General features: G+C 65.2%; 23 protein-coding genes. 17 read left to right on the top strand and 6 right to left on the bottom strand.

Annotation, left to right across the window (positions count from 1 at the left end; genetic code table 11):
- The first annotated feature begins 7 nt into the window (after positions 1-7).
- The 10 genes from nagZ (at position 8) to V7P99_RS11740 (ending at position 10,221) form a co-directional block, all read left to right on the top strand.
- Complete coding sequence (gene nagZ / locus V7P99_RS11785; protein WP_333795017.1) at positions 8-1,042, top strand: beta-N-acetylhexosaminidase; 1,035 nt, start codon at positions 8-10, stop codon at positions 1,040-1,042.
- Between the two features lie 76 nt (positions 1,043-1,118).
- Positions 1,119-1,970, top strand: a complete 852-nt coding sequence (locus tag V7P99_RS11780; RefSeq protein WP_333795016.1) for a segregation and condensation protein A — start codon at positions 1,119-1,121, stop codon at positions 1,968-1,970.
- A 174-nt stretch (positions 1,971-2,144) separates the two neighbouring features.
- Positions 2,145-3,026: an SMC-Scp complex subunit ScpB gene (gene scpB, locus V7P99_RS11775; RefSeq protein ID WP_333795015.1), complete on the top strand. Its 882-nt coding sequence runs from the start codon at positions 2,145-2,147 to the stop codon at positions 3,024-3,026.
- 179 nt (positions 3,027-3,205) lie between these two features.
- Positions 3,206-4,375 (top strand): ABC transporter ATP-binding protein, encoded by a 1,170-nt coding sequence (locus tag V7P99_RS11770; protein WP_333795014.1) that lies wholly within the window; start codon positions 3,206-3,208, stop codon positions 4,373-4,375.
- 139 nt (positions 4,376-4,514) lie between these two features.
- Positions 4,515-4,727, top strand: a complete 213-nt coding sequence (gene tatA / locus V7P99_RS11765; RefSeq protein WP_333795013.1) for a twin-arginine translocase TatA/TatE family subunit — start codon at positions 4,515-4,517, stop codon at positions 4,725-4,727.
- Between the two features lie 37 nt (positions 4,728-4,764).
- Positions 4,765-5,247 (top strand): Sec-independent protein translocase protein TatB, encoded by a 483-nt coding sequence (gene tatB / locus V7P99_RS11760; RefSeq protein ID WP_333795012.1) that lies wholly within the window; start codon positions 4,765-4,767, stop codon positions 5,245-5,247.
- A complete protein-coding gene (tatC, locus tag V7P99_RS11755; protein WP_333795011.1) occupies positions 5,247-6,062 on the top strand; it encodes a twin-arginine translocase subunit TatC in 816 nt (271 codons plus the stop codon). Before tatB ends, tatC begins: the two co-directional genes overlap by 1 nt.
- 128 nt (positions 6,063-6,190) lie before the next feature.
- On the top strand, positions 6,191-7,474 hold the full coding sequence (gene serS / locus V7P99_RS11750) for a serine--tRNA ligase (RefSeq protein WP_333795010.1): 1,284 nt from the start codon (positions 6,191-6,193) through the stop codon (positions 7,472-7,474).
- Positions 7,475-7,589: 115 nt separating this feature from the next.
- Positions 7,590-8,390 carry a 5'/3'-nucleotidase SurE gene (surE, locus tag V7P99_RS11745; RefSeq protein ID WP_333795009.1) on the top strand — a complete coding sequence of 267 codons (801 nt, stop codon included), beginning with the start codon at positions 7,590-7,592 and terminating at the stop codon, positions 8,388-8,390.
- A gap of 253 nt (positions 8,391-8,643) precedes the next feature.
- A complete protein-coding gene (locus V7P99_RS11740) occupies positions 8,644-10,221 on the top strand; it encodes a peptidoglycan DD-metalloendopeptidase family protein (protein ID WP_333795008.1) in 1,578 nt (525 codons plus the stop codon).
- Positions 10,222-10,367: 146 nt separating this feature from the next.
- Here the strand turns inward: V7P99_RS11740 and V7P99_RS11735 are convergent, their stop codons facing one another.
- Entirely contained in the window at positions 10,368-11,300 is a 933-nt protein-coding gene (locus tag V7P99_RS11735) for an ATP-binding protein (RefSeq protein ID WP_333795007.1), read from the bottom strand.
- Positions 11,301-11,608: 308 nt separating this feature from the next.
- Between V7P99_RS11735 and yajC the strand changes: the two genes are divergently transcribed.
- The 6 genes from yajC (at position 11,609) to V7P99_RS11705 (ending at position 18,267) form a co-directional block, all read left to right on the top strand.
- Positions 11,609-11,953, top strand: coding sequence for a preprotein translocase subunit YajC (yajC, locus tag V7P99_RS11730; RefSeq protein WP_333795006.1), 345 nt, complete (start codon positions 11,609-11,611; stop codon positions 11,951-11,953).
- A 58-nt stretch (positions 11,954-12,011) separates the two neighbouring features.
- The gene (secD, locus tag V7P99_RS11725; RefSeq protein WP_333795024.1) at positions 12,012-13,649 is read left to right on the top strand and encodes a protein translocase subunit SecD; all 1,638 of its coding nucleotides are present in this window, start codon (positions 12,012-12,014) and stop codon (positions 13,647-13,649) included.
- A gap of 144 nt (positions 13,650-13,793) precedes the next feature.
- Positions 13,794-14,765: a protein translocase subunit SecF gene (secF, locus tag V7P99_RS11720; protein WP_333795005.1), complete on the top strand. Its 972-nt coding sequence runs from the start codon at positions 13,794-13,796 to the stop codon at positions 14,763-14,765.
- An 18-nt stretch (positions 14,766-14,783) separates the two neighbouring features.
- Positions 14,784-15,158 carry an Mth938-like domain-containing protein gene (locus V7P99_RS11715; RefSeq protein WP_333795004.1) on the top strand — a complete coding sequence of 125 codons (375 nt, stop codon included), beginning with the start codon at positions 14,784-14,786 and terminating at the stop codon, positions 15,156-15,158.
- Positions 15,159-15,172: 14 nt separating this feature from the next.
- On the top strand, positions 15,173-16,063 hold the full coding sequence (locus tag V7P99_RS11710; RefSeq protein WP_333795003.1) for a squalene/phytoene synthase family protein: 891 nt from the start codon (positions 15,173-15,175) through the stop codon (positions 16,061-16,063).
- A 134-nt stretch (positions 16,064-16,197) separates the two neighbouring features.
- Complete coding sequence (locus V7P99_RS11705; protein WP_333795002.1) at positions 16,198-18,267, top strand: hypothetical protein; 2,070 nt, start codon at positions 16,198-16,200, stop codon at positions 18,265-18,267.
- A gap of 65 nt (positions 18,268-18,332) precedes the next feature.
- Here V7P99_RS11705 and grxD read toward each other — a convergent pair whose 3' ends face one another.
- The 3 genes from grxD to V7P99_RS11690 all read right to left on the bottom strand — a co-directional run bounded on the left by grxD (position 18,333) and on the right by V7P99_RS11690 (position 19,756).
- Positions 18,333-18,674, bottom strand: coding sequence for a Grx4 family monothiol glutaredoxin (gene grxD, locus V7P99_RS11700; RefSeq protein ID WP_333795001.1), 342 nt, complete (start codon positions 18,672-18,674; stop codon positions 18,333-18,335).
- Positions 18,675-18,847: 173 nt separating this feature from the next.
- Positions 18,848-19,084 (bottom strand): BolA family protein, encoded by a 237-nt coding sequence (locus V7P99_RS11695; RefSeq protein WP_333795000.1) that lies wholly within the window; start codon positions 19,082-19,084, stop codon positions 18,848-18,850.
- 117 nt (positions 19,085-19,201) lie between these two features.
- Positions 19,202-19,756, bottom strand: a complete 555-nt coding sequence (locus V7P99_RS11690; RefSeq protein ID WP_333794999.1) for a hypothetical protein — start codon at positions 19,754-19,756, stop codon at positions 19,202-19,204.
- 242 nt (positions 19,757-19,998) lie between these two features.
- On the opposite strand from V7P99_RS11690, the gene V7P99_RS11685 reads away from it, so the two are divergent.
- Positions 19,999-21,426: an aldehyde dehydrogenase family protein gene (locus V7P99_RS11685; protein WP_333794998.1), complete on the top strand. Its 1,428-nt coding sequence runs from the start codon at positions 19,999-20,001 to the stop codon at positions 21,424-21,426.
- A 227-nt stretch (positions 21,427-21,653) separates the two neighbouring features.
- Here V7P99_RS11685 and V7P99_RS11680 read toward each other — a convergent pair whose 3' ends face one another.
- Positions 21,654-21,896: a GcrA family cell cycle regulator gene (locus V7P99_RS11680; RefSeq protein WP_333794997.1), complete on the bottom strand. Its 243-nt coding sequence runs from the start codon at positions 21,894-21,896 to the stop codon at positions 21,654-21,656.
- A gap of 434 nt (positions 21,897-22,330) precedes the next feature.
- Positions 22,331-23,679, bottom strand: a 1,349-nt coding sequence (locus V7P99_RS11675) for an AIR synthase-related protein (RefSeq protein ID WP_333794996.1), incomplete at its 5' end; no start/stop codon positions are given.

Here is a 23,679-nt window from a genome sequence, read left to right as displayed (position 1 = left end):
GCGCCTCATGCCCCACGCTTTCATCTGCGGCGTTGCAGGCGAAACGCTTTCCTCCGCCGAGGCCGCGTTTCTGAAGTCCGCGAGCCCGGCGGGGCTGATCCTTTTTGCGCGCAATTGCATCGGACATGAGCAGATCCAACGCCTCGTCGGCGACGTGCGCGAGGCGGCGGGAGCGGGGGACGACTTCCTCGTGCTCATCGATCAGGAGGGCGGGCGCGTGCAGCGCCTCAGGCCGCCGCTCGGACGCACGCTTCCGCCCGCTCGCGCCTATGCCGACCTCTACGCCGAGGATGCCGGCGCGGCGCAGGAGGCAGCGTTTCTCACAGCACGCCTTCTTGCGGACGACCTCAAAGCGCTTGGCATCAACACAAATTGCGCCCCGGTCCTCGACGTGCCGGTGCCGGAGGCCCACGACATCATCGGAGACCGGGCCTATGGGCGCGACCCGCAGCAGGCCGCGACGCTCGGGCGGGCCGTGGCCGAGGGGCTGATGGCCGGCGGCGTGCTGCCGGTGATCAAGCATATTCCCGGCCATGGCCGGGCGACCGAGGACAGCCACCTCGGGCTGCCGGTGGTGAGCGCGCCGCAGGACCTGCTCGAGGCCACCGATTTCGCGCCGTTCACAGCTCTTTCGGATATGCCGGCCGCCATGACCGCGCACGTGGTCTTCGCTGCCCTGGACGCCGTCGAGCCCGCCAGCACGTCCCGGCGCGTGACGCAGGATATCATCCGCGGCGACATCGGCTTCGATGGCCTCCTCATGAGCGACGATCTCGGCATGAAGGCGCTCTCCGGCTCGTTCGGAGCGCGGACGCGGGCGGTGCTGGCGGCGGGCTCGGATCTGGCGCTCCATTGCAGCGGGACCCTGTCCGAGATGGAAGAGGTGGCGTCCGAAGCACCGCGGCTCACCGGGGCGGCGCTGCGGCGGTTCCGCACAGCGCTGGCAATTCTCCGGCGCAGCGAACCCTATGACCGAGCCAAGGCCGAGGCGCAATTGGCACGCGTCCTTGGAACCGGCGGACGGCATGCTGAATCAGTGTAGTGTGCCGTCCGGATGAGCCTGGCGCGAACCTTGAGTCCCTTCGCCGCCGGCCGTTAACCCGCTATGATAGAGGCCGATGATCGACGATCCAGGACAGGTTGTGGAGGCGAACGCCGGCTGGGAAGCACCAGACAGCGATCTTGCGCCTGCGTCCTCGGAAGCCCTGATCGTCGATGTCGGGGGCTTCGAAGGCCCGCTCGACCTTCTCCTGGCGCTCGCCCGCACGCATAAGGTCGATCTCGCAAGGATCTCCATCCTCGAGCTCGTCGATCAATATCTCTCCTATATCGGCGAGGTGCAGCGTCTCAAGATCGAGATCGCGGCAGACTATCTCGTCATGGCGGCTTGGCTCGCCTTCCTCAAATCGCGCCTGCTCCTGCCCAAGGAGAAGGAGACTGGGGATGAGCTTTCGGCCGATGAGATGGCGCAGCGTCTCGCATTCCGGCTCATGCGTCTCGAGGCGATGCGGCGCGCCATCGGCGAGCTGATGACACGCCGGCGGCTTGGCCATGACGTATTTCCGCGCGGCATGCCGGAACGTGTGGAGACTGTGAGCGAGGTGCGCTGGACGGCGGAGATCTACGACCTCATCAAAGCCTATTCCGAGCTGCGCCGGCGCACCGTCAAGGTGACGCACGTGGTCAAGGCGCGGCAGGTTTGGTCGATCAAGCAGGCGCGCACGAAGCTCGAGGATCTGGTCGGCCACGCGGTGGGCAACTGGGTGGAGCTCGAAGAATGCCTCAAGACCTATCTGGCCACCAAGGACGAGGACAAGACGGTGCTGGCAAGCTCGTTCGGCGCCACGCTCGAGATGGCGCGCGAAGGCATGATCGAGCTCAAGCAAGAGGCGCCGTTCTCGCCCATCTACATGCGCCGGCGTGAGGCGGGTGCGGAATGGCAGCGGATCGATATCGCGCCGCCGGGTTGAAAGGAATGATGGAGCTGACCCAGCGTTCCGGCGCCAAAGTTTGCACGGATCTGCCGGTTGGATTTGCGAACGAACTTCGGACGCATAAGAGACACTAGCATCGTAGACGTCCGGGTGTGATCGCGGAGCGATGCCGGCTTCTGGCCTCTCCGCGCCGAAATAAGGATGGCGAGCATGGTTCCGCCGAAACTCAGAGTGGTGACGCGCGACGGTGTCGAGGATGCAAGCGTCCTCGACGAGACCGAAGCGCCGGAGGCTGTCGAGCTTGCGCGGGCGCTGTCGGAAGCGGATGCCGTCGCGGCCGGCACGGCGCCAACCGCCGAGCAGCGGCTCGAGGATCAGCGCATCATCGAGGCGTTGCTCTTTGCCTCGCCCACCCCGGTCGACGAGGCGTGGCTCGCGGACCATCTCCGTCACGGCAGCGACATCAAGGCTCTGCTCGCCGACATTAAGGCCGTCTATGCGACGCGCGGCGTGAACCTCGTGCGGGTTGCCGGCAAGTGGATGTTCCGCACCGCGGAGGATCTGGGCTATCTGCTCGAACGGCACGCGGTCGAAGAGCGGCGTCTTTCGCGCGCCGCGCTCGAGACGCTGGCGATCGTGGCCTATCACCAGCCGGTGACCCGGGCTGAGATTGAGGACATTCGCGGCGTCACGACGTCTGCCGGCACGCTCGACATCCTGATGGAGGCCGGCTGGATCCGCCCCCGCGGGCGCCGGCGCGCGCCCGGAAAGCCGCTGACCTATGGCACCACGGAGAGCTTCCTCTCTCATTTCGGCCTCGACAGCGTGAAGGATCTTCCCGGACTCGCCGATCTCAAGGCCCAGGGGCTGCTCGATGGGCATCTGCCGCCAGGGTTCACCGTGCCCGATCCTTCGATTGCGGCCTCGTTGATGCCCGACGAACTGCCGCTCGAGGACCCCGAGGAGGAGGACGCCGATGCATCGGCGGATGCGGATGGCGACGACGAGGATGTGAGCGGCGAGAGCGAAGCCGTGGGGCCCCCGTCCGGTAGCGACTTGCCGGATGGCGAAGGCGAGGGTAAGCCAGACTAGGATTGTCAACTTTGCGGCGCTCCCCGCACCCGGCAGCAATCTCGTGGTTCCTGCCCATCTCTCCGCTGAAGGTGAGATGAAGACGCATGCAGCCGGCCGGCCGTTCTCGAGGAGGAGGCCGGAGCGCTGTAGATGGGTGAGGGCGAGCGGGCCGCTTCGATATCGGCTCGGGCTCACGCGTGGCGAACTGGTTCTTCAATACGGCGGCAGGACGATTGCGCGCTGCTGATCCGCCGCCCGGTGCTCTCCGGCCGCGGGCGGGGACGACGTTTGCCGCCAAGCTCACCTTCGATTGCGTGTCAAAGGTCTACGGTGACCGGGCCGCCATCGACGACCTGTCGTTCGAGATCGCGCCCGGTGAGGTGGTCTGCCTGCTCGGCCCATCGGGCTGCGGGAAGACGACGCTGCTCCGTCTCGCCGCCGGGATCGAGCGCCCCACCGGCGGGCGGATCCTGATCAACGATCGCGAGGTGGCGGGAGGCGAGCGCTTCGTGCAGCCCGAGGACCGTGGCGTCGGGCTCATGTTCCAGGACTTCGCGCTCTTTCCGCATCTCACGATCCTCGACAACGTTGCGTTCGGTCTCAAGGCCCTGCCGCGCGAGGACGCGAGGCGGGAGGCGCTGGCCATTCTTCGTCGTGTGGGGCTCGAGCGCTATGGCGATCGCTATCCGAGCATTCTCTCGGGCGGACAGCAGCAGCGCGTGGCGTTGGCGCGGGCCATCGTTCCACGGCCGGCGGTGATGCTGATGGACGAGCCGTTCTCGGGGCTCGACGTGCAACTGCGCGATGCCATGCAGGAGGAGACGCTGGCGCTCATCCGCGAGACGCGAGCCACGTGCATGATCGTCACCCACCATCCGGAGGAGGCCATGCGCCTCGGCGACCGCATCGTCGTGATGCGGAGCGGGCGCCTGGTGCAGATGGGCGGCGCGGAGGATCTCTATTACAGGCCGGCCGCGTTGTTCGTTGCGCGGCTTTTCTCCGAGATCAACGAGGTCGAGAGCCGGGTGGCTGAGGGACACATCGCCACGCCGTTCGGGACCCTGCCCGCCAACGGCCTTGCCAGCGGGACGCCGATCACGCTTTGCATACGCGAGCGGAACCTGAGCTTGGGGCCGGCTTCGGGCAACGGCGTCAGCGGAAACGCGGCCGAGCTCAAGGGGCGCATTCTCAGCGCCAAATTCCTCGGCGATGCTATGCGTTACGAGGTGGCGGTCGAAGGCTTCGAAGCGCCGCTCAATGCGCGCATCGCGGGGGGCTGCAAGTGGGAGAGCGGAAGCGAGGTTCGCGTCCGCATCGATCCGGGGGACGTGCTCGTTTTTCCGTCAACCGAAGATGAAATTGCTTGAATTTCAGTCGGATAATGCATGCTTCCGAAGCTTGTGCGCCGCTTGCGGGGACGGGGCGTTTCTGCAATAGTGCGGAGTAGCGGACGCGAAAGGCAAAACGGCGCCAAGGCGCCGCATCATGGCCGAGAGGAGGCCTTCTATGGGGTTGAGTGCGACCCATCTGCTCTTGTTGCTCGTCGTCGTCGTTCTCTTGTTCGGCCGCAATAAGATCTCGGACCTCATGGGCGACGTCGCGCGCGGCATCAAGAGCTTCAAAAAGGGGCTCGCCGAGGACGATACGCCAACGGTCGACACCAAGGTGATCGACAACTCGGCGCCAGCCGCAGAACGCGACAAGACCAAGGCAGGCTGACCGCCGGGCAGGTCCGGTCGGAATTCAGGACGTTGCGATGTTCGACGTCAGTTGGAGCGAGCTTCTCATCGTAGGCATCGTCGCGCTGATCGTCGTCGGGCCGAAGGATTTGCCGCGCTTCCTCAACACGCTCGGGCGCTATGCGGGCATGGTGCGCCGGCAGGCGAACGAGTTTCGCTCCGTGTTCGAGCAGGCGATGCGCGAAGCGGAGATGGACGAGATCCAAAAAGAGGTTCGCGCGGTGAGCGAAGGCGTCAAGGCCTCGCTCGATGACGCGACGCGGTCGGTCGAAAGCGTCAAGGCTGCGGCCGAGACCAAAATCGATACCGAGGCGATCGATACTGAGACGGGCGCGGAGGCGGCTCCCAAAGCCGTGGAGGGGCCCGCCCGGGATGACGCGAAGCCTGCCGACGGTGTGGCCGAGGCAGGCGCACCTGCGCTGACGGCGGATCCACCAGCCAGCAGCGGCAGCGGCGAGACGGCGGAGACCAATTCCAAGGCGGGAGCGGGAGCAGCGTGATGCAGGAAAGCCTGCCGCGTCCGGGTCAGGACGATATCGACGCGTCCAAGGCGCCGCTGCTCGATCATCTGATCGAGCTTCGCCAGAGGCTGATCTATGCGGCCATAGCCTTCTTCGCCACGTTCATCCTCTGCTTCACCGTCGCCCGGTACATCTACGATGTGCTGGTATGGCCTTACGTCTGGGCGTCGGGAAGCGACCACGTGCGGCTGATTGCGACGCACTTCCTCGAGCAGATCTTTACGCACCTCAAGCTCGCCATGTTCGGCGCGGCGTTCCTCTCCTTCCCGGTGGTTGCGGCGCAGATCTACAAGTTCGTTGCACCTGGGCTTTACAAGAACGAGCGGCAAGCATTTCTGCCCTATCTCATCGCGACGCCGGTGTTCTTCGTGCTCGGTGCGGCGGTGGTCTATTTCCTCGCCATGCCGATCCTGATCAAGTTCTCGATGGGGCTCGCCCACACGGCGAGCGAATCCGGGCCCGCCACCATCGAGCTGATGCCCAAGGTCTCGGAATATCTGTCGCTGATCATGACGCTGATCTTCGGCTTCGGTCTCTGCTTTCAGCTGCCTGTGGTGCTGACGCTTCTCGCGCGTGTCGGCATCGTCACCGCAGCGTCGCTGCGCAGCGGACGGCGCTTCGCCATCGTCGGCATCTTCGCAGTGGCAGCCATCCTGACACCGCCGGACGCCATCAGCATGGTCATCATGGCCTTGCCGACGGTTCTGCTTTACGAGCTCGCCATCTTCTCCGTAGCGAGAGTCGAGAAGCAGCAGGCCGCGAGAGACGCGGCACCGGATGCTGCGGCGACGTGAGACTCCATCGCTCGAGCCAGGCAACGAGGATCGCACCCTGATGGGCCGCTCTGGACCCGGGTCGCGCGGGGCCGTATACGACAGCGACGAAACCATCTGACGACCCTGCGCCAAGGAAAATCCCTCCCGTGTTCGATATCAAGTGGATCAGAGACAATGCCGAGGCGTTCGACCGCGGGCTCGGCAAGCGTGGCCTTGAGCCAGCGAGTGCCGAGCTGATCGCGCTCGACGATGCGCGCCGACGCCATGTGACGACGCTGCAGGAGGCGCAGAGCCGGCGCAATTCCGCTTCGAAAGAGATCGGCAGGGCAAAGGCGGCCAAGGATGAGGCGCTGGCGCAAACTCTGATGAGCGAGGTGGCCGACCTCAAGGACGTCATCCAAAAGGGCGAAGAGGAGGAGCGGCAACTCGTCAAGGCGCTTGATGAGGCGCTGGCCGTCATTCCGAATCTGCCCCGCGACGACGTGCCGGTCGGAAGCGATGAGACCGGCAACGCGGAGGTGCGGCGCGTTGGGGAGCCGCCGAAGTTCGATTTCTCACCGAAGCAGCATTTCGAGATCGGCGAGGCGCTTGGCCTCATGGATTTCGAGACCGCCGGAAAGGTCTCCGGCGCGCGCTTCGTCTTCCTCAAGGGAGCGCTGGCGCGTCTCGAGCGCGCGATCGCGAGCTTCATGCTCGACCTGCATACGGGAACCTTCGGCTACACCGAGGTCAATCCGCCGCTGCTTGTCCGCGATGACGCAGCCTATGGCACCGGCAATCTGCCGAAGTTCGCCGAAGATCTCTTTCAGACGACGACCGGGCACTGGCTGATCCCGACGGCGGAAGTGTCGCTCACGAACGTGGTGCGCGAGCGTATCCTCGACGAAGCCGAGCTGCCGCTGAGGCTTACGGCCTGGACGCCGTGCTTCCGCTCGGAGGCGGGCGCGGCGGGCAAGGACACGCGCGGCATGATCCGCCAGCACCAGTTCTCGAAGGTGGAACTCGTTTCCATCGCGACGCCGGAGGAGAGCCTCGCCGAGCATGAGCGCATGACAAATTGCGCCGAGGAGGTGCTGAAACGGCTTGGGCTGGCCTATCGCACCATGCTGCTCTGCACCGGCGACATGGGTTTTGCCTCGCAGAAGACGTATGACATCGAGGTATGGCTGCCCGGACAGGATACCTATCGGGAGATCTCATCCTGTTCTGTGTGCGGCGACTTCCAGGCGCGGCGCATGGGCGCGCGCTATCGTGCGAAGGACGGCAAGGACGTGCGTTACGTGCATACCCTCAATGGGTCCGGCCTTGCTGTCGGGCGCACGCTTGTCGCAGTCCTCGAGAATTACCAGCAGGCGGACGGGTCCGTCGCAATACCGGAGGCCTTGCAGCCGTATATGGGCGGCATGGCGAAGATCGAGAAGGCAGGTTAAGCGCGCACGCTCGGATGATGCCGAGAGGTGAGAGGCGCGCAATCTGCTGATGCGTCCCGGCTGGCATGGGATCCGTGCCTCGGTTCGGAGGCGCGTTCTTATAAAGGGCAGGTTCATGCGCATACTGGTCACGAACGACGACGGAGCGGGAGCCCATGGGCTCTCCGTGCTGCACCAGATTGCCAAGGCGCTCTCCGACGACGTGTGGATCGTAGCGCCGGAGATGAACCAGAGCGGAGCCTCGCACGCGCTCACCATCCAGGTGCCGCTGCGCTATCGCGAGATCGGCGAGCGGGCCTTCGCGGTGCGCGGCACGCCGGCGGACTGCGTGATCATGGGGATCCGCCACGTGCTCAAGGACAAGCCGCCGGATCTCGTGCTCTCAGGCGTCAACCACGGCGCCAACCTCGCCGAAGACGTCACCTACTCCGGCACCGTGGCGGGCGCCATGGAGGGGACTCTGCTCGGCATCCGCTCGATCGCGATGAGCCTCACCATTGGGTTCGATCCCGAAGGGCGGCAGCACTGGAAGACGCCGCTCGAGCACGGACCCGGCATCGTGCATCAGCTGCTGGCATCCGACTGGCCGGCAATGACGCTGATGAACGTTAACTACCCGGACCTCGGGCCTCAGGACGTCAAAGGCATCGTCGCGACGCGGCAGGGGCGGCGCGATCAAGGGGGGCTGCACATCGAAGAGCGCAGCGATACCTGGGGTGATCCCTATTTCTGGGTGGGCTTCGAGCGTCGCCGGGCAGATCCCGCGGCCGGCACGGACCTCCGGGCTATTGCGGACGGGTTGATCTCAGTAACGCCGCTCCATCTTAACCTCACGCACGAGGCCGCGCGCGAAAAGCTCGGCGCGGCGCTTTCGCTCGGAGGCGGCGAGAGTGGACGCCTCAAGGGCGTCGGCTGATGCCGCTCCGAATTTGGCACGCCATGATCAATCTGCTGAACTCGCAGGATAATTCAGCCCAAAGGCGAGTGCTGCAAGCGGTGCCTGGCGCCTGAGGGGGCGGCAAGCAACCCTGGCCTGATGCTCGTAGTGCCGCGATTCGTTACGGCGCTCTTTAAGGTTCCATTAACGCGTTAAGGGTTACCTGAAGTAGGCATTCAGGGTGAGTGGCATGTTAAGTTCCTTGCGTAAATGTCATCTATTCACCGGCCGCATGAAGGTGGGGGCAGTTCTGTCGGCGGCCGCTCTGGCCGGCTGCAGCGCCAACGTTTCGCGGTTCGATCTCGGGTATTCCGACGGAGCGCGCGGTCATTCCAGCGCGTCCTATGGCGCGACGGGGCGCACGGCTTCGGCCGAGTATGGGGGGGCCGGGTATGATCGCCCGGCGAGCGGCGGAAGCAGCGTGTCGCGCTCCGACCTCGCGCCAATGACGACTGCCGCGATTCCGCCTCCGCCGCAGCAACCGACCAACGGTGCCGGTTACGGGCAGGGCTACGGCGCCGCCGCACCGAGCTACAATGCGCCGGCCCATACGGCGCCAAGCTACGGCGCCAACCGGCAGGCGCCTTCCTCTTATGACAACAGCTATGGCACCCGCGCGGGCGGAGCTGCGCCGGCGCCGGCCTATGGCGGCGCGAACCCCTCGGGCTACGGCGAGACCGCCAGGGCCTCCGTTGCCGCAGCAGAGCATGGCCCGATCGAGGTGCGCCCCGGCGATACGCTCTATTCGCTTTCGCGGAGCCACGGCGTTTCCGTGGCCGCGCTCAAGGCCGCCAACGGGCTCTCTTCGGACGATCTGCGGCCCGGCCAGCAGCTTCATCTGCCGAGCGCAGGTGGGCGGCAGCAGCAGCCCTATGAAGCAGCGCCTCCGACGACGCGGCACGCTCCGCGTGAGAGCTACGAGACGGTGGCTGTGCGGCCAGCCTTCCCTGCAGCGGACGCGCCGGCAGACTGGACGCGCCGCTACACCGTGCGGCCTGGCGATTCGCTCTACGCCATTGCGCGCGAGAGCGGCGTGACGCTTGCCGATCTCGAGCGCCACAACGGCATCACGGATTCGCGGCGCGTGCAGCCCGGAACGGTGCTGAGACTTCCGGCCGAAGACGGTAGGGGAGCGGAGACCGATAGGACGGTCGTCGCTGAGGCCCCGCCGGCCGTCGAGCCAGTGCAGGAGGCGGCGCAGTCCGCGCCGTCTGCAGGGACCCCTCCGCCGACCAAGGGCGTAGTGCGCCTCGGCGAAGCGCCGGCGAGCACGCCGCCAACCACACCTTCGACGCCGCAGCAGCCGACGATGCTCAACGGGACCGGGCTCGCTGGGCCTCAGCCTCAGCGTGTGGCGCGCGTCGAAACGAACACGGCGAGCGATGCTGTTTCACCCGTGTCGAAGGAGACCTCGACCGCGGTTGCCGGCTTCAGCAAGCTGCGTTGGCCGGTGACGGGCCGCATCATCACCGGCTTCGGGCCGCGTCCGGATGGCACGCACAATGACGGCGTCAATCTTTCGGCGCCGCTTGGAACGGACGTGCACGCAGCCGAGAGCGGCGTGGTGGCCTATGCCGGCGACGAGCTCAAAGGCTATGGCAACCTCGTGCTTGTGCGCCATGACAACGGCTGGGTTACGGCCTACGCCCATGCGGATGAGATCCTGGTCAAGCGCGGCGATCAGATCAAGCGCGGCCAGGTGATCGCGAAAGCCGGGCGCACAGGCCAAGTGGATCAGCCGCAGGTGCATTTCGAATTGCGCCAGGGGCAGAAGCCGGTCGATCCGACGCCGTTCATGGAGAGACTGTAGGATCTTCCGCTTTCACACTACCGGAGGGATTTTTCTGCATCGCATTGTCTGCCGCGAATGGGTTATCTCGTTCACGGCGGCGGCGCCGAAGCGGCATTCGGCAGCGGGGGGAGGCGCGGGGCGCGGGTCGCCGGCTTGCGGTCGGGCTACGGCGATCCCCCTGCGGCCTCACGTCCGGCCGCGCTCGGCGGTGCAAGCGTCCTCCCGAGACGGCCAGCCAGATCCTGCGTGAACTGCCAGGCGACGCGTCCGGAGCGGCCGCCGCGCGTCATGCTCCATTCCAGCGCTTCGCGCGTGAGATCGGCGCGGGTGATCGGCAGATCGAAATGGGCTGCGTAGCCTTCCACCATCGCCAGATATTCGTCCTGGCTGCAATTGTGGAAGCCGAGCCATAGCCCGAAGCGGTCGGATAGCGAGACCTTCTCCTCGACGGCTTCCGACGGGTTGATGGCAGTCGAGCGCTCATTGTCGACCATGTCGCGCGGCATGAGATGGCGGCGGTTGGAGGTCGCATAAAAGAGCACGTTCGAGGGACGGCCTTCAATCCCGCCCTCGAGAACGGCTTTGAGCGATTTGTAGCTCGTATCGTCGTGGTCGAAGGACAGGTCGTCACAGAAGACGATGAACCGGTGGGGCGCCGCGCGCAGCATGGCGAGGGCAACCGGCAGCGTGGCGATGTCCTCGCGGTGGATCTCGATGAGCTTCAGTCCGCCGCCTCCCGTGGCAGCGTCCTTCGGGGACGCTGCCAGTCCTGATGCGACCTCGGCATGAGCGGCCTTGACGAGGCTCGATTTTCCCATGCCGCGCGCACCCCAGAGAAGGGCGTTGTTGGCCGGCAGCCCTTCCGCGAAGCGGCGCGTGTTGTCGAGAAGCTGGCGGGCCGCGCCATCGATCCCCTTCAGAAGCTCCCGCGGAACACGGTTCACCTCGGCGACGGGCAGGAAGCCTTGTGTCGCAGCCTGCCACACGAAAGCTTCGGCATCCTCAAAACGCGGCGGCGGTGGGGGTGCCGGAGCCAGCCGCTCCAGGGCGGCGGCGATGCGCTCTAGGCAGCGGGCGAGGTCGAGGTCGTTGCTCATCTTGAATAGTCTCGGATTTTTGTGGAAAGACGCGAGATGATTTTGCAGTCTCTCATAGCTCGCAGGATGGTCTCTCGGCCAGACGCTATGCCCGCGCAGGCGGCCTCACGGCCGTGAAATGGGCTCGCGGATCCCGTCGGCGCGGATCGCAGGCACCCTTTGGACGCAAGGGTTGCAAAGCATCCCGCCGCCACTATAGTCGCGCCGGATCTGGGGCGGACGGGCTTGCGGGGCGATGCTTTCTGCAAGACGGGCCGTGTTTCGCTTAAACTCGCCCATCCAGACGTTCCGACAAGGACAAGTCCCACATGTTCATTACCTCGGCTTACGCTCAATCCAGCAGCCCGATGTCGGACCCGTTCAGCGGTCTGCTCATCCCGATGCTGCTGATGGTGGTTATTTTCTACTTCCTCGTCATTCGGCCCCAGGGCCAGCGCCAGAAGCAACACCGTCAGATGGTGGAAAAGGTGCGGCGGGGCGATACCGTCGTCACGGCCGGCGGCTTCATCGGCAAGGTGGCGCGCGTGCCGGACAATTCGGACGAGGTCGAGGTCGATCTTTCCGATACGCTCAAGGTTCGCGTGCTCAAGAGCACACTCATGGACGTGCGGTCCAAGAGCGAGCCGGTGAAGGACGCCGCAACTACGAAGTGATGCATCGCACGCGGCGCCCTCGGTGCCGCGACGCGATTTCCAGGGGACAGCTTGGCTGATGCTGCATTTCGAGCGTTGGAAGATCTTTGCGATCGTGGGGACCGTGCTCCTCGGCTTCCTGTTCGCACTGCCCAACTTCTTCTCCAAGGAGACGGTTGAATCGTGGCCGGGGTTCGTGCCTCAACGGCAGATGCCACTTGGGCTCGACCTGCAGGGCGGCGCGCATCTCCTGCTCGCTCTCGACCAGAAGGAGCTGCGCACCGATTGGCTCAACAACCTGCGCGAGGACGCACGGCGGACACTGCGTGAGGCCAAGATCGGCTTCTCCGGGATCGGCATCGCCGGCGACGCCGTCCAGGTGCGCCTCGTCAAGCCGGAGGAGACCGACAAGGCGCTCACCGAGCTGAAGAAGATCATCCAGCCGATCGGCAACATGATGCTCGGCACCTCGAGCAGTGATTCCGAGGTGGAGCGCGGCCGTGAGCCCGGGCTCATTCTCATCCGACCGACGGAATTCGGCATTCAGGAGCGCCTCTCGCATGCAGCAGCGGCCTCGGTTGAAACCATCAACCGGCGCGTGAACGCGCTCGGAACGGTGGAATCGACCGTCGTGCAGCAGGGACGCGACCGGGTGCTTATCCAGTATCCCGGGCTCTCCGACACCACCCAGCTCAAGGAGCTCATCGGCAAGACCGCGAAGCTGACCTTCCACGCCGTGCATCCGACGGTGAGCGCGGAGGAGGCAAAGCTCTCGCGTCCGCCGGCAGGCTACCGCGTCTACGATGCGGCCGAAGAAGAAGAGGGCTACCAGTCCGCCTACGTGCTGCAGGAAGTGCCGGTGGTGCAGGGCGATGATCTCGTCGACGCACAGCCTGCCTTCGACCAGCAGACGAACGCGCCGATCATTACCTTCCGCTTCAACCAGGCGGGGGCGCGTAAGTTCGGCAACTTCTCGAAGACGCACGTGGGCGAGCCCTTTGCGATCGTGCTCGACGACAAGGTAATCTCGGCGCCGGTCATTCGCGAGGCGATCCTCGGAGGCTCGGGGCAGATCTCGGGCAACTTCACCGTCGAGAGTGCCAACAACCTCGCCATTCAGCTCCGCTCCGGCGCGCTGCCGGCGAAGCTCACCGTCGTCGAGGAGCGGACCGTCGGTCCCTCTCTCGGAGCCGACAGCATCGAGGCGGGGAAGCTCGCTGGCATCGTCGGTCTCGTCGCCACGCTCATCCTGACGACATTCGCCTACGGCACGTTCGGGGTCTACGCGGTCATCGGGCTCCTGGTGCACGGCGTGCTCATTCTGGCACTGATGTCGGCCGTCGGTACGACGCTCACGCTTCCGGGCATCGCCGGCTTCGTGCTGACCATCGCCATGGCCGTCGACGCGAACGTGCTAATCTACGAGCGCATCCGCGAGGAGCTGAGGGCAGGCCGCACGCCGGTTGCCGGAATCGAAACGGGCTTCCAGCGCGCGTTCGTCACCATCATCGACAGCCAGCTCACGACGCTCGTGGCCGCGATCATCATGTTCTGGCTTGGCTCGGGGCCCATTCGCGGCTTCGCCGTGACGCTCTCGCTCGGCATCTTCACCTCCGTGTTTGCCGCGGTGACGGTCACCCGGCTGCTTGTGGCCATGTGGCTGAAGAACGCGATCAAGGGCTCGAAGCGTACCACGTCGATCTCGGTTCCGATCTAGCGCGTCCCGCTCCTTTGGAGCGGCTGCTCTGGAGGCTCGTTGTGCAGCGGATACGCGGAACGACTCGAGGTTTCGTTTAGTCGTGCTTCTCTCCGGAAATGCGGACATCGTGTTTCCGGAAGCACTCAAGGGAAGGTTTCGCCCATGTTCCTGGTGCCCGATTTCAAGGGTCACGACTTCTTTCCGCACCACGTGCGGCTGCCGTTCATGCGCTACAAGCTGCATTGCCTGGTCATGTCGACTTTGCTCACGGTGCTGTCGCTTGGGCTGATCCTCGTCAACGGCTTCAACTATGGCGTCGATTTCAAAGGCGGCTCGATGATCGAGGTTCGTGCCAATTCGGGCACCCTCGATGTGGGCGATATGCGCACGACGCTGTCCAAGCTCGGGCTCGGCGATATTCAGATCCAGAGTTTCGGAACGGATGCCGACGCGCTGATCCGCATCGAGCAGCAGCCGGGCGAGGAAGAGGCGCAGCAGGAAGCCGCCAAGCAGGTTCTGGAAGCGTTGGGGCCGGATTTTGAGCTGCGGCGCATCGAGGTCGTGGGGCCTGCCGTCTCGAGCGAGCTCAGGACGACGAGCCTGATCGCGATCGTGGTTTCGATGATCGCAATCGTCGCCTATGTCTGGTTCCGCTTCGAATGGCAGTTCTCTGTCGGCGTCATCGTGGGCCTCGTGCATGACGTCGCCATTACGGCCGGCGTATTCTCGCTTTTCTGGCTCGAGTTCGATCTCGGAATCGTGGCCGCGCTGCTGACCATTCTTGGCTACTCGATCAACGACTCCATCGTCGTGGCCGACCGTATTCGCGAGAACCTGCGCAAGTACAAGAAGATGCCGCTGACGGAGCTGCTCGATCTCTCGATCAACGAGACACTCTCGCGCACGATCCTGACGGGTGTCACGACCATCGTCGTGCTCTTCGCGCTCTTCTTCCTGGGCGGCGAGGTGATCCGCAACTTCACGTTCTGCATGCTGTTCGGTGTGCTCGTCGGCACCTACTCGTCGATCTTCATCTCGGCGCCGGTGATCGATTACCTCGGCATCAAGCGCGACTGGAGCGGGGAGGCCGCAAAGCCTGCGGCGGCGAACAGCCAGGCAGCCGCACGGCCCTGATCGGGCGCGGGGCTTGCCATGGGCGCGCGGGCGCATCTTCCCCAGCAGGTGGCCATCGATGCTTACGGTAACGGTGGCTTCCGCTTCGGCGGCATGAGCCATCGAGGCTCGATCCTGTGCCTGCCCACGGGGATCTGGGATTGGCCCGTGGCGTCAGTCGATCAGCTCGATGCTGCCTCCCTTGGGGAAGCGATTGCGCTTAGCGGCAGGATCGGCCACCTCCTCATCGGGACGGGAGGGGCGTTCGTCCCGGTTTCCCGTGACGTGCGCACCGCCTGCGAGGCGGCGGGCCTCTGGGTCGAGAGCATGGACACCGGCGCCGCCGCGCGGACCTACAACATCCTGCTGGCTGAAGGGCGCCTGGTCGGCGCGGCGCTGATCGCCGTCGCATAGAGGAGGCTTAGGCGATGAGCCAGTCGGGGCCGATGCCGCCCAACCCTCCGCACAATGGCGCGGCGTTGCGAGGTCCGCCAGTGCTGGACCAGCCGGTGCTGGACTCGGCGCGTAGCTTCGCGCGCGACCGCTATCTCTCGGCACTCCTCTCACCGGCGGCCGCACGCGGCGATCTCATCGCTCTTGCGGCCTATCTTGGCGAGATCGAACGGATTCCGCTTGTGGCCGACGATCCGGCGATCGGGGAAATCCGCCTCCAATGGTGGCGCGACGCGCTCGTGGCGCCCAAACCTTCCGGGAATCCAGTGGCCGACGCGGTGCAGGCGCTGCGGGCGCGGCAGGGCTTTTCAGAGGCGCTGCTGATGGCTCCGATCGAGGGTACTTCGCGGCAGCTCTATGAGGATGGCATCACGGACGCGTCGGCGCTCGCCCTCTATGCGGAGGAAACGGATGGGGCTGCGCTCCGGATGGCGCTTGCCATTCTCGGCGCCCCGGACGGGAGCGACCCGGCTCTCGTGGAGCCCGCGAGCCGGGCGCTCGCCCTGACGCGGATCGGTTTGACGCTGCCCCAGCACCTCGCGCACGGACGCATGCCGGTGCCGCCGGCGTTTCTCGGAGATGCCCAGGATCCGCGCGGCGCCGCGCCGGACGAGGCGCGGCGGGCGACACGGGCTCTGCTCGCGCAGCTCGCGGCGGATGCGTCCTCGGCGGTCGACACGTTCCGGAGCGCCGCCGGGACGATGGATCGCGGGCGCTTTGCCGCGTTCCTGCCCATGAGCCTCGTTCAGCCCTATTTCAACGTCATGCTAGCGCCAAAGCGAGATGTCCTGAGGGAGATCGCCGACATTTCGCCGCTTTCACGTGTGCTGAGACTCTGGTTCGCGCAGTGGCGCCGAAAGGCCTAGCGCGGTCACTTTTGAGGCTGGCTCACGCTCTCGATGGGACCAGAATTCAGGATGCGGGCGCCGAATGCCGAATACCCGGACTGATGTCTAGCATGATGCGGCTTTTGATTTTTTCTATCGTTTCGGCGTGGTTCATGATCGGCATGGCCACGGCGCAGGAACCCTATTTCGACGCGCCGCCGATGCCGAGGCACGAAGGCGACGCCAATGGTTTCCGCCAGTATGGCGATGGGCTCACGGATCGGGCTGTGGGCGCAGAGGCCGTGGCGCCGCTCCCTTCGATTGGCGATGCCATCGACCCGCTGCTTGCGCCGCCCGCGTATATGCGGGAAGCGCCGCCGCCGCCCGCCGTCGGGATCGAATGGCGGGTCGAAAACCCGTTCCGGTTCTTCGTCGATCCGAAAGACACCGAGGTGCATCGGGCAACGTATCTCACGCTCAGCCCCGAGGAGCGCGAGACGGCGCCCGTGCTCAGCGCCGAGCACGCGCTCTCCCGCCGCCACGAGGCCGGGTGGGCGGAGACGATGTACCGCAAGACCTGCTGGGCAAGCTCCCGCAACCGACACATCTGCCCGGACAAGAGCGACTATATCAATCCCACGCATCATCGGGTGGTGGTGAGCCTCAAGGGGCTTTTCGAACCGGATCTCGATTGCCGGTGGGTGTCGTCGGCACTGCACGAGCCGGGCGAGCGCGCGGGCGCGGAAAGCGCCGTCACGCGCCCGTGCGGCGAGGATGTCGTGCTCACTGCGCCCTATCCCCACGGCCTCGCGGTGCGCGCTGAGATCGGCGGCATCGCGGTGGCCTCGACGGAGGTCAAGGTCACCGATCTCTTCATCGTCGGCATCGGCGACAGCTTCGGCTCCGGCGAAGGCAATCCCGACGTGCCGGTGCGTTTTTCACCCGAGCGCACGGCGGCCTACGGCAAGAGCAGCGCCGGCGACCTGGCCGGCTATCCGGCCCGCGTCGGCGCCTGGAAAGAGATCGGGGACGCGGCTTTCATCGGGGGAAATGCGCGCTGGCTCGACCAGGCCTGCCACCGCTCGCTCTATTCCTATCAGCTTCGTGTTGCGCTCGGCCTTGCGGTCGAGGATCCGCATCGGTCCGTAACGTATGCCGGGTTCGCCTGCTCGGGGGCCGAGGTCACCTGGGGCCTGTTCCTGCGCTACAAGGGCAACGAATGGGTGCCGAACCCGCCTGACCTGTCGCAGATCTCCGCCGTTGCCGACGCCCAGTGCGGCAAGGACGATGCGCCCAAGGTGGACATGCCGGAAGCCTACCACATGAACGGGGTCATTCCGGAGCTCAAGGGTGGGCTCACGCTGTCCAAGTGTCCGGTCGAGAAGGCGCGCAAGATCGACCTTATGCTGGTTTCCGTCGGCGGCAACGACATCGGCTTCGCGCGCCTCGTTGCCAACGCTGTGCTCTCGGATGAATCGCTCGTGCGCAGCCTCGGCGGCTGGTTCGGTCAGGTGCACGGAAACCGCGAGAGCCAGGAACTGCTGACGCGGCTGGACCAGCGCTATAAGGCGATGAATCGCGCGCTCCACGGCATCTTGCACGTGCCCTGGCAGGAGAGCGACCGCATCATCGTCACCGCCTATCCGCCGTTCGCCCTGCTCGATGATGCCGGCAACATGTGCCGCGACGGCACGGCCGGCATGGACGTCTTCAACGAATTCCGCATCACGCAGAAGGCCGCGCTTTCGAGTTCATGGCTCGCCGACAAGCTCGACCAGGTGATGAAGAAGAGCGCCAGCGCGCATGGATGGACCTATGCCCAGGCCCACCGCAGCAAGTTTATCGGCAGGGGCTTGTGCGCGGGGCATGCGAACGGGCTCGGGCCTCTCGTCGACGATCTGCGCCTGCCGCGCCGGAACGACGGCATTTGGCACCCCTACAACCCGGCCCATTATCAGCCTTATGCCGCGCGTCTGAGATGGTTCCGCACGCCGAATGACGCCTTCCTGACCGGTAACTTCCATGCGGCCGGATCGGTGCTGCAGAGCGTGCTCAAGCTGCAGAGCTTCTCCTGGTTCCAGGTTCTGCTTGCCGCGACTTACGGGGGTGCGTTCCATCCCACGGCCGAGGGGCAGGCGGCGATGGCCGACGCCGCCCTCCTGCGGGCGCGCGGCGTGCTGGCGCGCCATGGCCAGCAAGGGTCGCCCGCGATCTCGGCGGATACGACCGGGGCGGTGCCGTAAAGGCCCCGCCCCGTAAATTGCTCAAGACCCAATTGTGCTGCTCGCCTCGCGGCGTGCGGCCGGCCTTACTGATGGGCCGTGTGCGCGATGCCCTTGTCGTGGATCAGCGTATGCAACTCTCCCGCCTGGAACATCTCGCGCACGATATCGCAACCACCGACGAACTCGCCCTTGATGTAGAGCTGGGGAATGGTTGGCCAGTTGGCGAAGCTCTTGATGCCTTCGCGCAGGTCCTGGTCCTCGAGAACGTTGATGTCCTTATAGGGAACGCCGAGGTGGTTGAGGATCTGCGCCACCTGCGCAGAAAACCCGCACTGAGGAAACTTGGCCGTGCCCTTCATGAAAAGGACGACATCATTCTCGCTGATTGTCTTCTTGATTGCCTCGTGGACGGCCGTCTCGCTCATCGCCGAACCCCTTCCTTATTTTTAATGCCTGGGAAGCCGGAAGCTTCCATGCAGGTCGACCCATTCAACCGATCCACGCATGGGGCGCCGTCCGTGCGCGGCCGGCGCGACTGCGTGCCGTAGATGTGGCGTCGCGCTCCCCGTTGTCAATTGTCCGGGGTCAAGCAGGCGGCTCAATCCTGCGGAACCGTGGTGGTGAGCGCCAGCGCGTGCAACTCATCGCCCATGCGGCCACCGAGCGCGTCATAGACCATCTGGTGCTGCTGCACCCGCGTTTTTCCTTTGAAGGCGCTGCTTTCGACGCGCGCTGCATAATGGTCACCGTCGCCCGCGAGATCCTGGATCTCGACTGTTGCGTCCGGGAACCTGGCCTTGATCAGTTCGGTGATCTCGGTCGGGGACATGGCCATGGGCTCGGGCTCCTTCAAACACAGTGAAGCCGCCCCGGTTGGGGGCGGCTTTCTATAAGTCTATACGCAGCGGGGCGGCGGAGGAAGGCTGCGGCGGAGTGCCGCCCGCGCTCGTGCTCAATGGCAGCGTGACGCAGCCGGCCCGATGCTACCCGTGTCGATGGGATTGGCGGCCGCGATCTGCAAGGCGGCAATCGCCTTCACCGCAGTCACGCGCGCCAGGGAGAGCTCGATCTCCAAATTGCGCGCCGCGGCAAAGGCGGCTGCCCGAACATCGGCCGTACGCATCATCGACATGTCAATCTCGGCATTGCGGGCTGCCGTGAAAGCGCCGGTCCGCGCGTCCTCGCGGGCCAGCGCGATCTTCAGCGCCGTGGCGCGCGCCTCGGCGAAGAGGAGGGGCCGGGTTGCCGCGCTCGCGGAGACCGCGTTCGCAATCTCGCGGTTGCGGGCTGCGATGAATTCACGCTCGCGTGCTTGCTCCGAGCGCTTCAAGGCCTTCTCGATCTCGGCGTTCCTTTGGGCAATGAAGAGAGCCGACGAGATGATGTCCTGAGCCGCTGCAAGCGACACGGGCGGGGCTTCGACGGTATGAGCATTGAGCGGTTGGCGGTCGAGGGAGAGCGGGACCAGGGCGATAGCCAGAATTCCCGCGAGAGCTACGTTACGCATGACAGGAAACTCCGATATTTGCTTGGCTCCAAATATCGCAGAAGAAACTTAAACTTTTATCTATTTAGAGTTGCCTATTTTCTAATTTCTATTTTTCATTTCCAAAAATGCGACGCTTCGAAGTTACCATTTCGTTTCACGCGCGTTATGCGGTGCGGCAAGTCGGCCCTCATTGAGACTGGCCTCGCTGGCTCCAGCGTGCCAAAAAAGAACCGACTGGCAGCGTGGCGCGCGGGGAACGGATGGCGAATCGGACGAAATTCTATATCGGCGGTGCTTGGGTCTCGCCGCAGGAGGCGCGTGCCTTTCCGGTGGTCAATCCGGCGACTGAAGAGCACATTTACGACTTGGCGATCGGCTGCCCGGCCGATGTCGATGCGGCGGTCGCCGCCGCCCGCGCCGCCTGGCCATCCTTCGCGGCCACCTCGCGTGAGGAGCGGGTGGCGCTCTTGGCGCGCATTATCGAGCTCTATGGCCGACGCATGCGGGATGTGGGCGCCGCTATTTCCGATGAGATGGGCGCGCCCCTCACGCTCGCGGAGCGCGTGCATGCGGCGGCAGGACTCAGCCATTTCATGACCACGCACGACGCGCTCAAGAGCTTCGTTTTCGAAGAGCGGCTTGGGGCGGCGATGGTGGTGCGCGAGCCCATTGGGGTGGCGGGTCAGATCACGCCCTGGAACTGGCCGATGAACCAGATCGCGTGCAAGGTCGCGCCGGCGCTTGCTGCCGGCTGCACGATGGTGCTCAAGCCCTCTGAATACACGCCAACGGCGGCGCTGATCCTCGCAGAGGTGCTGCACGAGGCGGGCGTGCCGCCGGGCGTGTTCAACCTCGTCAACGGCCTCGGCCCCGAGGTGGGCGCCGCCATGAGTGCGCATCCCGGGCTCGACATGATCTCGTTCACGGGCTCGACCCGCGCCGGTATCGATGTCGCCATGCGCGCCGCGCCGACGGTGAAGCGCGTGACCCAAGAGCTCGGCGGCAAATCGGCGAACATCATCCTCGAGGATGCGGATTTCGAAACAGCCGTGAGCGGCGGCGCGCGCCATTGCTTCAACAACTCGGGGCAATCCTGCAATGCGCCGTCGCGCATGCTGGTGCCGGAAGCGCGCATGAAGGAGGCGGCCGGCATCGCGGCTTCAGTCGCCGATCGCCTCCGCGTCGGCGATCCGCGCTCGCGAGATACGGATCTCGGCCCCGTGGCCAACAGCACGCAGTGGGAGAAGGTTCAGCGCCTGATCGAGAGCGGCATTTCCGAAGGCGCGACGCTCGCCGCCGGCGGGGCGGGCCGTCCGCACGGCCTCAACACGGGCTTTTATGTGCGCCCGACCGTCTTCGCCGACGTGACGCCGGAAATGGAGATCGCGCGCGAGGAGATTTTCGGGCCGGTGCTGTCAATTCTCCCCTACAAGGACGAGGACGACGCGGTGCGCATCGCCAACGACACGCCCTATGGGCTCGCGGGCTATGTGTCGGCTGGTGACGTCGATCGCGCGCGCGCCGTTGCCCGACGCATCCGCGCCGGCAACGTGAACCTCAACGGCGCCATGAATGACCGGCGCGCGCCCTTCGGCGGCTACAAGCAGTCCGGCAATGGCCGCGAGTGGGGCCGCTTCGGGATCGAGGAATATCTCGAGGTGAAGGCGATCGGCGGCTGGGGGGAGTGAGGAAAAAAAGCTGGCGGTTAGCGCCCGCTCACCGGGCGACCATCGCTTCGCCGGCACGGAAAGCCGCCCGCTGGAAAATAACAGGCTTTTGCACCTCGCGCCTGGGCTCACCGGAGCATTACCGGCTTAGCTTCTGAAGCCTTGAGCAGACGCGTAGCTGAGGCAAGCAATATCACGCTGTGAACGATCACAGCGTGATATTGTGGCGTGAAAGCTCGACGGATTGTTCAGGTAAGCTGCGGCCGATGGACGGTGGCGCGGGGTTTCGGGGCTTGAAAAGCCTCGCGGATGTGGTGGTCGCAGTACGGACTGCCGTCCCTTCTGCGCGCGCCGCAAAAGTAGAAAACACCGACCAACGGGTCGCCAAAAGGCCAGCGACAATCGTCAGCGGTCAGTGTTTGGACCGTTTTTCTCTCAGGGGTGGCTTGATTGCCCTCCGGGGGCAGGATTTTGCTCAGATTGTTACTCATACATCTCTAATAGCATAGAAATGTGCGCACGGGCGTGCGGCTCTTGAACACGCCATCCCGAGGCGACATGCGGAGTTTAGGGCGATCGCTTCTAGGCCCAAAATACGGACGTCTGCGGCGTGAGCTTCAGGATCGAGGCTAGCCCCTGGCTATATGTCCGCTTTTGATGATGTGTCCTCGAGAGTGCTCCTGGAAAAGTGGGAACCGGTTCTGGCGAAGCCATGCAGGTTAAAGTGACCGTATGAAGCGCGAAGAAACAGAAACTTAGAACCGTTCCCAGATTCGACTAAAAACGGGAACGGCTCTAGCGCGCAAATAAGATTGTTTCAGATACGCATTTTCTTTTAACCCTGAGCGGGCGGGGAATGCCATTCGAGCTTTTGCGCGGCTTCCTGCCAAATAGATCCCGCTTTAGGAACGCGAAGTCTCAATCCTCAAATCTCGCCCGCCATATAACCTGGCAGCCAGCGCTCGTTAATCTCGGCCAGCTCCGATAGTGGCAGCGGGTCCTCGCCTTTGAGCACGAGGGCATCGCCGCCTGTGCGGCCGATGATGCGCGCGGGGAGGGCGAGAAGGCGAGCCCGCTCGACGATCTCTTCGGCGCGGGCGGGATCGGCGGCCAGCACGTAGCGGCCCTGATCCTCGCCGAACCAGATGGCGTGGTGGGGGAGCTTCCCCTCGTAGGCGAAGAGTTCGACGCCTATGCACCCGCGGCCCATCTCGCCGGAAGCCAGAGCCATCTCGGCCACGGCGACGAGGAGCCCGCCATCAGAGACGTCGTGGACGGCCGAGACTTTGCTCTCGCGGATCAGCGTGCGCACGAGGCGGCCGGCCTTGATCTCGTCGGCGAGGTCCACGGGGGGTGGCGCGCCCTCGAGCTTCTCGCAGACGATCTGCTGATAGAGTGACTGGCCGAGCCAGCCCTGCTCGCCGCCGATGACGATCAGGAGGTCGCCCTCGCGCTTCAGGCGGATGTCGGCGATATGCGCGACGTCGGGGATGAGCCCCACGCCGCCGATGGCGGGCGTCGGGGGAATGCCGACGCCGTTGGTCTCGTTGTAGAGCGAGACGTTGCCCGAGACGACCGGATAGTCGAGCGCGCGACAAGCCTCAGCCATGCCGCGCACGGAGCCCACGAACTGGCCCATGATCTCGGGGCGCTCGGGGTTGGCGAAGTTCATGTTGTCGGTGATGCCGATGGGATCGGCGCCGACGGCGGTCAGGTTGCGCCAGGTCTCGACGACGGCCTGCTTGGTGCCCATCTCGGGGTCGGCCGCGACGTAGCGCGGGGTCACGTCGCAGGTCATGGCGAGGCCCTTCTGCGTGCCGTGCACGCGCACCACGGCCGCGTCGCCTCCGGGACGGCCGACCGTGTCGCCCATCACCATGTGGTCGTACTGCTCCCACACCCAGCGGCGCGAGCAGAGGGCGGGCGAGCCCATCATCTCTTTCAAGGCGCCGAGGTTGCTCTCCGGGGCCTTGACCCATTGCGGCAGCACCGGCTGCGGGGGCACGTGCTGCGACCAGGGACGCTCGTAGACGGGCGCAGAGTTGGCCAGCACCGGAACCGGCAGATCCGCCTCCACGCGGCCCTTGTGGCGCACCACCATGCGCCCCGTGTCGGTCGTGGTGCCGATGACGGCGAAGTCGAGGCCCCATTTGCGGAAGATCGCTTCCGCCTCAGACTCGCGGCCGGGCTTCAGGATCATGAGCATGCGCTCCTGGCTTTCCGAGAGCATCATCTCGTAGGCCGTCATGTTCTCTTCGCGCTGGGGCACGTGAT

It is taken from the genome of Hyphomicrobium sp., from assembly GCF_036780825.1.
Taxonomy (GTDB): domain Bacteria; phylum Pseudomonadota; class Alphaproteobacteria; order Rhizobiales; family Hyphomicrobiaceae; genus Hyphomicrobium_C.
The sequence above is the reverse complement of the archived record's forward strand: the minus strand, read 5'-3'. Positions and strand labels throughout refer to the sequence as shown.

Coding starts and splice junctions, on each gene's coding strand:
- grxD (WP_333795001.1), bottom strand. CDS start 18,674: ATGAGCGAGACGGCCGTCCACGAGGCAATCAAGAAGACAATCAGCGAG.
- V7P99_RS11690 (WP_333794999.1), bottom strand. CDS start 19,756: ATGCGTAACGTAGCTCTCGCGGGAATTCTGGCTATCGCCCTGGTCCCG.
- surE (WP_333795009.1), top strand. CDS start 7,590: ATGCGCATACTGGTCACGAACGACGACGGAGCGGGAGCCCATGGGCTC.
- V7P99_RS11705 (WP_333795002.1), top strand. CDS start 16,198: ATGATCGGCATGGCCACGGCGCAGGAACCCTATTTCGACGCGCCGCCG.
- V7P99_RS11710 (WP_333795003.1), top strand. CDS start 15,173: ATGAGCCAGTCGGGGCCGATGCCGCCCAACCCTCCGCACAATGGCGCG.
- V7P99_RS11695 (WP_333795000.1), bottom strand. CDS start 19,084: ATGGCCATGTCCCCGACCGAGATCACCGAACTGATCAAGGCCAGGTTC.
- tatC (WP_333795011.1), top strand. CDS start 5,247: ATGCAGGAAAGCCTGCCGCGTCCGGGTCAGGACGATATCGACGCGTCC.
- nagZ (WP_333795017.1), top strand. CDS start 8: ATGCCCCACGCTTTCATCTGCGGCGTTGCAGGCGAAACGCTTTCCTCC.
- yajC (WP_333795006.1), top strand. CDS start 11,609: ATGTTCATTACCTCGGCTTACGCTCAATCCAGCAGCCCGATGTCGGAC.
- tatA (WP_333795013.1), top strand. CDS start 4,515: ATGGGGTTGAGTGCGACCCATCTGCTCTTGTTGCTCGTCGTCGTCGTT.
- V7P99_RS11740 (WP_333795008.1), top strand. CDS start 8,644: ATGAAGGTGGGGGCAGTTCTGTCGGCGGCCGCTCTGGCCGGCTGCAGC.
- secD (WP_333795024.1), top strand. CDS start 12,012: ATGCTGCATTTCGAGCGTTGGAAGATCTTTGCGATCGTGGGGACCGTG.
- V7P99_RS11715 (WP_333795004.1), top strand. CDS start 14,784: ATGGGCGCGCGGGCGCATCTTCCCCAGCAGGTGGCCATCGATGCTTAC.
- V7P99_RS11780 (WP_333795016.1), top strand. CDS start 1,119: ATGATCGACGATCCAGGACAGGTTGTGGAGGCGAACGCCGGCTGGGAA.
- scpB (WP_333795015.1), top strand. CDS start 2,145: ATGGTTCCGCCGAAACTCAGAGTGGTGACGCGCGACGGTGTCGAGGAT.
- V7P99_RS11680 (WP_333794997.1), bottom strand. CDS start 21,896: ATGAGTAACAATCTGAGCAAAATCCTGCCCCCGGAGGGCAATCAAGCC.
- V7P99_RS11685 (WP_333794998.1), top strand. CDS start 19,999: ATGGCGAATCGGACGAAATTCTATATCGGCGGTGCTTGGGTCTCGCCG.
- secF (WP_333795005.1), top strand. CDS start 13,794: ATGTTCCTGGTGCCCGATTTCAAGGGTCACGACTTCTTTCCGCACCAC.
- tatB (WP_333795012.1), top strand. CDS start 4,765: ATGTTCGACGTCAGTTGGAGCGAGCTTCTCATCGTAGGCATCGTCGCG.
- V7P99_RS11735 (WP_333795007.1), bottom strand. CDS start 11,300: ATGAGCAACGACCTCGACCTCGCCCGCTGCCTAGAGCGCATCGCCGCC.